The sequence below is a fragment of the Kitasatospora phosalacinea genome (assembly GCF_000717185.1).
GTDB lineage: Bacteria > Actinomycetota > Actinomycetes > Streptomycetales > Streptomycetaceae > Kitasatospora > Kitasatospora phosalacinea_A.
Map to the genome: position 1 here is coordinate 18,736 of NZ_JNYE01000104.1, position 9,946 is coordinate 28,681.

The 9,946-nt window shown below is 73.2% G+C and carries 9 protein-coding genes; 4 read left to right on the top strand and 5 right to left on the bottom strand.

Annotated elements, in window-relative coordinates:
- Positions 1-264: 264 nt before the first annotated feature.
- The 5 genes from OO57_RS31755 to OO57_RS46205 form a co-directional block, all read right to left on the bottom strand.
- Positions 265-927: an O-methyltransferase gene (locus tag OO57_RS31755; RefSeq protein WP_033256197.1), complete on the bottom strand. Its 663-nt coding sequence runs from the start codon at positions 925-927 to the stop codon at positions 265-267.
- A 7-nt stretch (positions 928-934) separates the two neighbouring features.
- Complete coding sequence (locus tag OO57_RS31760) at positions 935-1,753, bottom strand: class I SAM-dependent methyltransferase (protein ID WP_199811367.1); 819 nt, start codon at positions 1,751-1,753, stop codon at positions 935-937.
- Positions 1,750-2,961, bottom strand: a complete 1,212-nt coding sequence (locus OO57_RS31765) for a helix-turn-helix domain-containing protein (RefSeq protein ID WP_033256198.1) — start codon at positions 2,959-2,961, stop codon at positions 1,750-1,752. The genes OO57_RS31760 and OO57_RS31765 overlap by 4 nt, the downstream gene beginning before the upstream one ends.
- A gap of 480 nt (positions 2,962-3,441) precedes the next feature.
- Positions 3,442-4,116 (bottom strand): SDR family oxidoreductase, encoded by a 675-nt coding sequence (locus tag OO57_RS31770; protein WP_033256199.1) that lies wholly within the window; start codon positions 4,114-4,116, stop codon positions 3,442-3,444.
- A 226-nt stretch (positions 4,117-4,342) separates the two neighbouring features.
- The gene (locus OO57_RS46205) at positions 4,343-4,894 is read right to left on the bottom strand and encodes an ArsR/SmtB family transcription factor (protein ID WP_051778507.1); all 552 of its coding nucleotides are present in this window, start codon (positions 4,892-4,894) and stop codon (positions 4,343-4,345) included.
- Between the two features lie 83 nt (positions 4,895-4,977).
- Between OO57_RS46205 and OO57_RS31780 the strand changes: the two genes are divergently transcribed.
- From OO57_RS31780 to OO57_RS31790, 4 genes are all read left to right on the top strand, one after another.
- Complete coding sequence (locus OO57_RS31780) at positions 4,978-6,303, top strand: M20/M25/M40 family metallo-hydrolase (RefSeq protein WP_234337594.1); 1,326 nt, start codon at positions 4,978-4,980, stop codon at positions 6,301-6,303.
- Positions 6,300-8,069, top strand: coding sequence for a S9 family peptidase (locus tag OO57_RS31785; protein WP_033256201.1), 1,770 nt, complete (start codon positions 6,300-6,302; stop codon positions 8,067-8,069). Before OO57_RS31780 ends, OO57_RS31785 begins: the two co-directional genes overlap by 4 nt.
- A 105-nt stretch (positions 8,070-8,174) precedes the next feature.
- On the top strand, positions 8,175-8,300 hold the full coding sequence (locus OO57_RS47040) for a hypothetical protein (protein ID WP_267885002.1): 126 nt from the start codon (positions 8,175-8,177) through the stop codon (positions 8,298-8,300).
- A gap of 37 nt (positions 8,301-8,337) precedes the next feature.
- A complete protein-coding gene (locus tag OO57_RS31790; protein WP_051778508.1) occupies positions 8,338-9,807 on the top strand; it encodes an MFS transporter in 1,470 nt (489 codons plus the stop codon).
- Positions 9,808-9,946 lie beyond the last annotated feature (139 nt).

Sequence of the window (9,946 nt, forward strand, 5' to 3'; positions counted from 1 at the left end):
GCGCCTTGCGGGCGCGCACCGGCAGCGGCGCCCGCGCCCGTCCGTCCCCGCCCACCGGCGGGAGCGGGCGGGCGCAGGCGTGTGCGGGCGCAGGCGTGTGCGGGCAGGGGCGCAGGCGTGTGCGGGCCGCGGGCCCGCGGGCGGGGCCGTCCTCGTCGCGGCACCCGGGCGGCACGCGGCGGGAGTGCCGGGCACGCGGAAGAGTCCCCCGACGGGCTGTCGGGGGACTCCCTGGCTACCGGGCCCGTCTCCGGGGCCGCGGTGTCAGCGCTTGCGGGCCAGCGTGATGCCGTCGGCCATGGTGAGCATGGAGACGTCCACGCGGGGATCGTCGCGCAGTGCCGTGTTGAGGGCCCGGACCGCGACGGTGTCCGGGTCGTGGCTGTCGGGGTCGACGACCCGGCCGAAGAACAGCGTGTTGTCGATCACGATCAGCCCCTGCGGGCGGGTGAGGCCGAGCGCGGCCTCGTAGTAGGCGCCGTAGTTGGCCTTGTCGGCGTCGATGAAGACGAGGTCGAAGCTCTCCTTGCCCCGTTCGTCGAGGAGGTCGGCCAGGGTCTGCGCCGCGTCGCCGATCCGGACGTCGATGCGGTCGGCGACGCCGGCCCGCCGCCAGTAGTCGGCGCCGATGGCCGGCCACCGCCCGTTGAGGTCGAGGGTGACGAGCGTGCCCTGCGGCGGCAGCGCGCGGGCCATGCACAGCGTGCTGTAGCCGGTGAAGGTGCCGATCTCCAGGACCGACCGGGCGCCGGTCAGGCCCACCAGGAGCGCCAGCAGTTGGCCCTCCTCGGCCATCACCTGCATGGCCGAGCCGCCGGGCAGTCCGGCGGTCTGCTCGCGCAGTTCGGCCAGCAGGGGGTCCTCGCGCAGGGAGACGGCGCGCACGTACTCGCGGATTTGCGGGGTCGCCACGATCTGCTCTGCCATGGCGCGGTCACCGCCGCCTGGCGGTGCAGGAGAAGGACAGCGGGATCGGGTCGCCGGGGATGCGCCAGTTGTGCTCGCCGTCGGGCACCATCAGCGGGAGCCGCTGGCGGGCGTCGTAGGGGGCCTCGCGGACGCGCTCGATGGTCAGCCCGGCCTTGACGAGGGCGTTGAGGACCTGCTCCACGCTCCAGCGCCAGCCGTAGATGCTGTGGGTCTCCACCTCCACCTCGTCGGCGATCTTGTCGGCGTAGCTGGAGGACATCTCGTGGTGCACGTCCCGGGACTTGAACAGCGAGCGGGCCAGCCGCAGTTCGCCGTCGACGTCGCTGAAGAGGGTCAGCATGGGGTGGATCTCGACGACGGTGAGGGTGCCGCCCGGCTTGACGTACTGCGCCGCGATCTCGGCCCAGCGGTCGATGTCGGGCAGGAAGGACAGCGTGCCGTAGCCGGTGAAGACCATGTCGAACTGGCCGTCGAGGACGTCGGGCAGGTCGTAGAGGTTGGCCTGGACGAAGCTGGCGTCGAGGTCGAGGTCGGAGGCGAGTTCGCGGGCGATGTCGATGGCCTCGTCGGAGATGTCGGTGCCGGTGACCTTCGCGCCCAGGCGGGCCAGCGAGAGCGAGTTGACGCCGATGTGGCACTGGAGTTCGAGCAGGGTCTTGCCGCTGACGTCGCCGAGCTCCTCCTGCTCCAGCTTGCGCAGCATGTTGTGGCCCTGCTTGAACCTTTCGACGCTGTAGTAGGAGGACTGCATGTGCGCCCGTGCTCGCAGGTTGAAGCCTTCCCGGTTGGCCGATATCTTCTCGAGGTCGCTCATGGAGGTCATCGCTGTTTCCCTTCGACGTGGACGGGCGGTTGGATGCGGTCGCCGACGACCAGCGGGCCCAGCTCGCGGCGGCTGGCCACCCCGAGCTTCTGGTAGGCGCGGCCCAGGTAGTTGTCGACGGTGCGGGCGGACAGCACCAGCCGGTGTCCGATGACGGGGCTGGTGAAGCCGCCTGCGGCCAGGAGCACGACGTCCCGTTCGCGGCTGGTGAGGCCGACCAGGGGTGCGGTCAGCTGCAGCAGCGGGGTCGTCGCGGTGGGACAGGCGAGGGTGCTGGGAGGGGCGCAGGTGCGGCGCAGGGCGGCCGCGGCGGTGGCGGTCTCCGCGGCGAGCAGGTCCATGCCCAGCTCGGTGAACTTCGCGGTGACGAGGTCCAGGGCCGCGGGGTCGGAGCGGGACAGTGCGGCCGCCGCGGCGGCCATGGTCGGCACGACCGGTCCGGGGACCAGGTGGGTGAGCGCGGCCAGGCGGTGGCGGACGGCGTGGGGGTTGCCCAGCCGGGCCACGTCGTAGCTCGCGGTGGCTTCGACGGCGTACTGGCCCAGGGCCATGGCGGTTTCGGCGGCGGCCAGGGCCTGGCGGGCGGCGAGGGTGGTGTTCCCGCAGGCCGCGGTGGCCCAGGCCCGGCTGAGCGTCGACCAGGGCTGGAAGAGGCGGTTCCGGTGCTGCCCGTCCCGGTCGGCGGCGGCCTGGTCCCCGAAGACGGCGAGTGCGGCGGGGCGCGGTGCCAGCATGAGGCGGGGGGCGGGGAATCCGAACGGGTGCGCGGCACCGACCGTGTCGACGACCCGGCCGCGCATCGCCAGCCAGCCGTCGGCCCGCGCGGTGTTCCCGGCGGCCACCTCGTCGCGGTAGCCGTTCTCGGCGATGCGGCACGCGTGGCGCACCTGGCCCGCCATCAGCAGCGCGAAGCAGTGCGCGTAGCCGATCTCGGCGAACCAGGGGCGGCCCGGCTCGGGCGGGTCGGCGGCGGGCGCCCGGGCCGCGACGACCAGGGTGGTGGCCGTCGGCCGGATCCCCGCGTCGAGCGCGTGCCGTTCGGACGGGGACGTCTCGGGGGCGGCGCCCTCGGCGGCGCAGCCGTCCAGGAACAGCAGATCGGCCCAGTGGTCCCGGGCCGCGTGGCCCTCGGCACCGTCCTCCGTTCCCGGGCGGGCGGCCGCACCGGCGGCCGTGCCCTCCCAGGAGGAGATGGCGGCCGCGGTCACCGCCCAGTGGGTGCAGCCGACCGGGGCGTCCCCCGGGCGGTGGGGTGGCGGCTCGGCCAGCGCGAGGGAGCCTAATCGGTGTGCGGCGGATTCGTTCGCCCGTTCCGCTTTCACGGTACCGCTGCCGGTGACCACGATGCCGACCCGGTGCGCCGGCCTTGTCTCGGCAATTGACTGCACCACAAGGAACCCCCCCTGCATGCTGAAAGGAGACATTTCGTGCTGCGGTCCCCGCCCGGAATGTGACCGTGCGGGGAGCAAACGGAATTCCGTCCGTCCGGTTTTCCGGCAGGGCGCAGGGCGCCGCTGTTCGCGCGGCGTTCCGTGCCGCTCCCGCCGGAGCCCGCGGCCGGTCCGTGGTTCACGGACCGCGGCCGACGGGCATTCGCGGATTCCCGGTGCCGGACCCGAATCCGGCAATCCGCTTCGGGCCGGTGCCGCGCCGCCCGGGGCCCGGGCGGCGCGGACACGGGGTGCGGTCTAGGCGGCGTCGACCGCCTTCTCGATGGGGGTCGACCCGCCGACCACCACGTAGATGCGGCCGGCGGTCCCGGGCCGGTCGACGAGCGCCTCCAGGACGCCGGCGACGTCCTCCCGGGCGACCTGGTCGAACCTGGCGTGCCGGGGCGCGACCCTGGCGCCGGCGGTGAGTTCGACGGTGCCCTCGCCGCCGCCGTCGGTGAGCACGCCGGGCCGCAGGACCGTCCAGTCCAGCTCGGTGCGGGAGAAGATGTGCTGCTCGGCGGCGTGCTTGGCCCGCAGGTAGACGGCGTAGCCCTCGCCGATGCCGCGGTCCTCGGCGCAGCCGACGTTGATGGAGCTGACGTGCAGGAACCGGCGCACGCCGGCCTTCTCGGCCGCGTCCATGACGAGCACGACGGCGGCGCGGTCCATCTTGTCCCGGCGCGCGGCGGTGGCGCTGTTGCCCGAGCCGGCGGAGAAGACGACGGCGTCCGCTCCGGCCAGGACCGCGGCCACCTCGTCCACCGTCGCGCGTTCGAGGTCGAGCAGGGCGGCGTCCCCGCCGAGCTTCCTGATGTCCTCGATGTGGCGGGGGTTGCGCACGATGCCCACGACGGAGTCGCCCCGGTGCGCGAGTCGCCGGGTTAACCGCATGGCGATCTTCCCGTGGCCGCCGGCAATGACAATCTTCATTCGTTAACCTTTTCCGGATTCAGTGCTTCGGGTTTCCCCGGATTCGGTACCGAGGGTGTGCGGAACCGCCCCGCCCAGCCTGTGCCGCACCAATGGCCCGGGCCGGCGGATTGCCCGACCCGGACAGCGGCGCGCACGTTCGAGGAAGCAAAGCATGCTGTCGCCCCTCCAGCCGCCGTGGCGGCTCCGGGCGTTTCACTCGAATGGTTATTGAGTCAAGCATTGGTCACGGCAATCGGTCAATCGTGCCTGACCCGTTGTTTTCACGGGGGTCGGGATCCAGCGGCGGCCGGGCGGCCAGCGACCACAGGTAGCTCAACGGCTCGCCGTCGGGCTCGTCGGCGCACTCGGCGATCAGGGCCTCGATCCGGCGGTGCAGCGCGTCCACCGACTCGGGCCGCAGCCGCAGCACCCCGCGCTTGGCGCCGCGTCCGGAGTCCTTGCCCGCGGCTATCAACTCGGTCCGGTGGGCGCCCAGTACGGCCAGGTCGACCTGCTGGGCCAGACCGGAGTCGTCGGGCGGGATGATCAGGCCCCGGGTGCGCGCGGTGGCCCGGTAGGGCCGCTGCAGCGCGCCGTGCTCGCCGGTGCAGACCGGTTCCGCCACCAGGAAGTCGGTCTTCACCAGTGCGCGGACGTGGCGCAGGGTGGTCGCAGGAGCGAGGTCGAGCTCGACCGACAGCTCCTTGTTGGTGAAGGCGCGGTCCAGGCACAGCCGCAGGATGCGCCAGCGTACCGGGTGTCCGAGGGCTTTGAGGTCTTCGATGCTCGCTTCCACGGACTGGACTCTACCTTGCCAACGCGCCGTCAGTTTGCTTGACTGCGTATCGATTTCATTCTGTGCAATCGGTTGGAGGGTCTGTGATCAAGCAGCTCCAGGAGTGGGTCGAGGCCCGCGATCTGGACGGTGAGCTGGCGGACTGGATCTCCCGGCCGAGCGTCAGCCGCACCGGTGAGGGTATGGCCGAAGCCGCCGCCCACGGCCTGCGCCTCTTACGGGCCTCCGGCCTGGAGGCCCGCGAGGTCGACACCGGCGGCTGGCCCGCCCTCGTGGGCACCGCCGACGGCCCCGGACCGCACGTCCTGATCTACGGCCACTACGACGTCCAGCCCGCCGGACCGCTGGAACTGTGGACCTCGCCCCCCTTCGTCCCCTCCATCCGCGACGGCCGCATGTACGGCCGCGGCACCGGGGACAACAAGGGGCAGCACCTCGCACAGCTCCTGGGCCTGCGCGCCCTGCGGGAACTGACCGGCGGATTCCCCTGCCGCGTCACGGTCCTGCTCGACGGCGAGGAGGAGATCGGCAGCCCCAACCTCGCCGCGGCCGTGCGCCAGGTCGGCCGGCCCGACCTGGTGATCTGGAGCGACGGCCCCGTCCACGACTCCGGCCGGGCCAGCGTGGTCCTCGGCGTCCGCGGCATCCTGATGTTCGAACTGCGCGCCCGGGGCGCCAACCGGCCCCTGCACTCGGGCAACTGGGGCGGAATCGCCCCCAACCCCGCCTGGACGCTGGTGCAGCTGCTGGCCACCATGCGCACGGCCGACGGAACCGTCACCGTCCCCGGCTTCGCCGACCCCGTCGCCCCGCTGACCGGCGGACAGCTCGCCGCCCTGGCCGACCTCCCCGTCGACGTCGCCGCGACGCTCCGGGAGATCGGCGCGACCGGCATGGAACCGCCCACCGCCCTGGGGTTCCACGAACGGCTGGCCCGACCCACCCTGACCGTCAACTCCCTCAGCTGCGAGGACTCCGGCGACCACCGCGCGGTGATCCCCGACGTCGCCGTCGCCCGCTGCGAGGCCCGCCTGGTCGGCGGCCAGAGCCCCGAGCAGGTCGCCGACGCCATCCGGCGCCACGTCGCCGAGCACGCCCCCGGCGTCGAGTTCGTCCCCGGCGCCGCCATGGCCCCCTCCACCACGCTGCCCGAGACCCCCTACACCGCCACCATCCTCCAGGCGGTCGAGGACGTCCTGGGCCAGCGGCCCCTGCTGGTGCCCTCGCTCGGCGGGAGCCTGCCCATGGCCGTCCTCAGCGACGTGCTCTCCTGCCCCTGCTACGGCGTGCCGCTGGCCAACGCCGACGAGGCCAACCACGCGCCCGACGAGAACCTCGACCTCGGCCGGTTCCGCCGCGGGATCGTCGCCGCCGCCACCATCCAACTCGCCCTGGCGGCCCACTCATGACCCTCTGGGGAGCCTGGCCCGCGAAGGACGGCTTCGCGTACGTCGGCGACGACTCCGGCCGCCCGCAGCCCTGGTTCCAGACCTGGGACGGCGAACGGCGCATCCTCCCGGTCGACGGCGCGGTCACCCGCCTGGCGTGGCGGCCCGACGAGAGCCGCCTGCTCGCCGTGGTCGACGTCACCGGCGGCCAGGACTACCGCCTGGCCGAGATCGACCCCGCCACCGGCGACGTGGAGTGGATAGCCCAGGAGCCCGGCGTCCGACGCGAGATAGGCGTGCCGTACTCCACCGCGAGCACCCCCTACAGCCCCGACGGACGCCTGCTCGCCTACGCCACCAGCGCGCGCGACGCCACCTGCCTCGACGTCTACGTGCGCGACCTGTCCACCGGCGCCTGCACGATGGTCCTGCAGGGCGACGACCGCTACCTGCCCGTCTGCTTCTCCCCCGACTCCCGCCGGCTCCTCGTCCTGAAGTTCCACCAGAACACCGACCAGGACCTGTACGCCTGCGACCTCGACACCGGCCTCGTCCAGCACCTCACCCCGCACGAGGGCCCCGCCAAGTACCAGCCCGGCGGCTGGAACGAGGACGGCATCTACCTGTGCACCACCGAGGGCCGCGACCACCTCGGCGTCGCCCTGCTCGCACCCGGCCTCCCCCTGCGGTGGATCGCCACCCCGGACGCCGACATCGAGAACGTCGTCGTCGGCCCCCACCGGGTCATGTGGGCCCTGCCCGACGACCAGCGCACCGTCCTGTGCGCCGCCCCGGCCGCCCCCGACGCCCCCGGCACCCGCATCGAACTGCCGGGGTTCGCCTCCCAGCCCTTCGGCTACGACGGCTTCGTCCCCCGCTTCAGCTCCGCGGGGCACCTCCTCGCCCAGGTCGGCGCCCCCGACCGGGCCACCCAGTTCTTCTCCGTCGACCCGGACACCGGCCGCACCCAGCAGCTCACCCGCTTCGGCGCGGACCTGCCCGACGACCTCGTCACCCCGCGGACGGTCCGCTTCACCTCCGCCGACGGGCTGGAGATAACCGGCCTGCTCTACCGCCCGCCCGCCGCGACCGGCCCGGTCCCCGCGGTGCTGACCATCCACGGCGGTCCCGAATGGGCCGCCCTGCCCGTCCACGACCCGCTGATCCAGCGCCTGGTCCGCGCCGGCATCGCCGTCCTGGCACCCAACGTCCGCGGATCCACCGGACGCGGACTGGCCTACCAGCGCCTGATCTACCGCGACTGGGGCCGCGGCGACCTCGCCGACTTCGACGCCGCCGCCCACTACCTGCGCGCCCTGCCCTGGGTGGACGGCGACCGCCTCGGCGTCCACGGCATGTCCTACGGCGGCTTCGCCGCACTCAGCTGCCTGGCCCGGCTGCCCCAGCACTGGCGCGCCGGCATCGCCATCTGCGGGCCCGCCGACCTCGAAACCGACATCCGCGCCCTGCCGCCCACCTGGAGCCGCCGCGTCACCGAGTGGATCGGCGACGTCGACGACCCGCAGGACCTGGCCAGGCTCCGGGAGGCCAGTCCCCTCACCCACGCGGCCGCCATCCGGGCGCCCCTGCTGCTCGCCCACGCCGAGGGCGACACCACCGTCGCCATCAACGCCACCGAGCAGCTCCACAAGAAGCTCGCCGACCTGGGCAAGCCCGTGCGCTTCATCCGCCTCTCGCGCGGCCACCTCCCCGACGACCGGGACGAGCGCGAAGAGCTCGACGCCGCCTTCGCCCAGTGGTTCCACGACCACCTCCTCGAGCCATGACGGAACGGCAGGACGACGGGCGGCGGACACCGCCGCCCGCCAGGACACCGAACCGCCTCCGGGCGACCGACCGGGTCGCCCGCACCCATCACCGAAAGCACACCCATGAGACAGACCGCGCAGACCGCGCACACCGCACCGGCCGCCGACCGGCCCCGCCCGACCGGCGGGAGCACCACCAGCGCGGCCCCGCCGACCGGCACCGGCCCGTCGCACCCCCCGCACCACTGACCAGTACTCGAAAAACCCGGAAGGGAAAGGCACACCCATGCCTTCTGCAGTCGCCGGCGCCGAAGCGCCACCCCGCCGACGCCTCGGCCTGATCCTGGCACTGCTGGCTTTCGCCCAGTGCATCTACGCTGTTGACTACAGCATCGTCTTCGTCGCGCTGCCGGAGATCCGGACCGGCGTCGGCTTCTCCGCGCAGACCCTCCAGTGGGTCGTCAGCGCCTACGCGGTCGCCTTCGGCGGCTTCCTGCTGCTCGGCGGCCGCGCCGCCGACCTCTTCGGCCGCCGCCGGATGTTCACCTTAGGCCTGTTCCTCTACGCGGTCTCCTCGCTCGCCGGGGCACTCGCCGGCGACCCCACCACCCTGATCGTCGCCCGCGCGGTCCAGGGCATCGGCGGCGCCTTCCTCGCCCCCGCGACCCTCTCGCTGGTCACCACCACCTTCGCCGAGGGCCCCGAACGCAACCGCGCCCTGGCCATCTGGGGCGGTGCCGGCGGCAGCGGCATGATCCTCGGCTCCCTGCTCGGCGGCGTCCTGACCGGCGCCTTCGGCTGGGCGTCGATCTTCTTCGCCAACGTCCCGCTGGCCGGCGGCGCGATGCTGCTCGCCTTCGCCATCATCCCCAAGGACGCCCCCCGGGGCATCGGCGGACGCAAGTTCGACCTGCCCGGTGCCCTCACCGCCACCGTCGGATCGACCCTGCTGGTCTTCACCCTCGTCCAGGGCCCCGAATCCGGCTGGACCTCCCCGACGATCCTGGTCACCGCCGCGATCGCCGTGGTCATCCTCGCCGTCTTCTTCACCATCGAGGGCCGGGGCCCCGACCCGCTGCTGCCGCTGCGCCTGTTCCGCAACCGCAACCTGAGCACCGGCACCGTGGTCACCTTCGTCTTCATGGGGACCTTCGGCGCACTGCCCTACTTCTTCACCCTCTACTTCCAGAGCGTGCACGGCTACTCCGCCACCAAGAGCGGCATCGCCTTCCTGCTGCCCTGCGTCGGGGTGCTCATCGGCAACCTGTCCGGCGGAAAGCTGGCCACCCGCTTCGGCGTGCGCGCCACGCTGTTCGGCGCCCTGCTGCTGGGCCTGATCGGCACCATCGCGTTCGCCTTCTCCGTCTCGCCCAACGGCACCTACCTGCAACTGGTGCCGGGGGTCCTCATCCTGAGCCTCGGCCAGGGCACCATCTTCACCGCCATGTACGCCGCGGCGACCACGGGCGTCGCGGGCGAGGACCAGGGCATCGCCTCGGGCGTCGCCTCCACCGGCCAGCAGGTCGGCGCCGCGGTCGGCCTCGCCGTCCTGGTGGCGATCGCCAACTCCGGCCACGAGGGGCTGACCGGCGAGGCCCTGCGGGTGGCCACCTCCGACGGGGTGCGCACCGCCATGTGGGCCACCGTCGTCGGCATCGTGCTGATCATGCTCGTCGTGCTGAACTTCAGGCGCCCGCCCGCGGCCCCGGCCGCCGAGGAGCCCGAGCTCCAGGACGGCGTGGCGTCCGCCGTGTGACGTGAACGGGCAGAAGGTGGTTCCACTCCGTGTTCACCGAGCGCGGGTGGGATCACCTTCTGCTTCCGCCCGACGACCCGTCGGCCCGCCCCGGCCCTCCCCGGCCCGCCCGCACGCCCCCGCCCGCCCGCCCCTACCG

Bases quoted from the DNA above. Each gene is read 5' to 3' on its own strand.
- OO57_RS31755 (WP_033256197.1), bottom strand. From the start codon at position 927: ATGGCAGAGCAGATCGTGGCGACCCCGCAAATCCGCGAGTACGTGCGC.
- OO57_RS31770 (WP_033256199.1), bottom strand. From the start codon at position 4,116: ATGAAGATTGTCATTGCCGGCGGCCACGGGAAGATCGCCATGCGGTTA.
- OO57_RS47040 (WP_267885002.1), top strand. From the start codon at position 8,175: ATGAGACAGACCGCGCAGACCGCGCACACCGCACCGGCCGCCGACCGG.
- OO57_RS31790 (WP_051778508.1), top strand. From the start codon at position 8,338: ATGCCTTCTGCAGTCGCCGGCGCCGAAGCGCCACCCCGCCGACGCCTC.
- OO57_RS31785 (WP_033256201.1), top strand. From the start codon at position 6,300: ATGACCCTCTGGGGAGCCTGGCCCGCGAAGGACGGCTTCGCGTACGTC.
- OO57_RS31760 (WP_199811367.1), bottom strand. From the start codon at position 1,753: ATGACCTCCATGAGCGACCTCGAGAAGATATCGGCCAACCGGGAAGGC.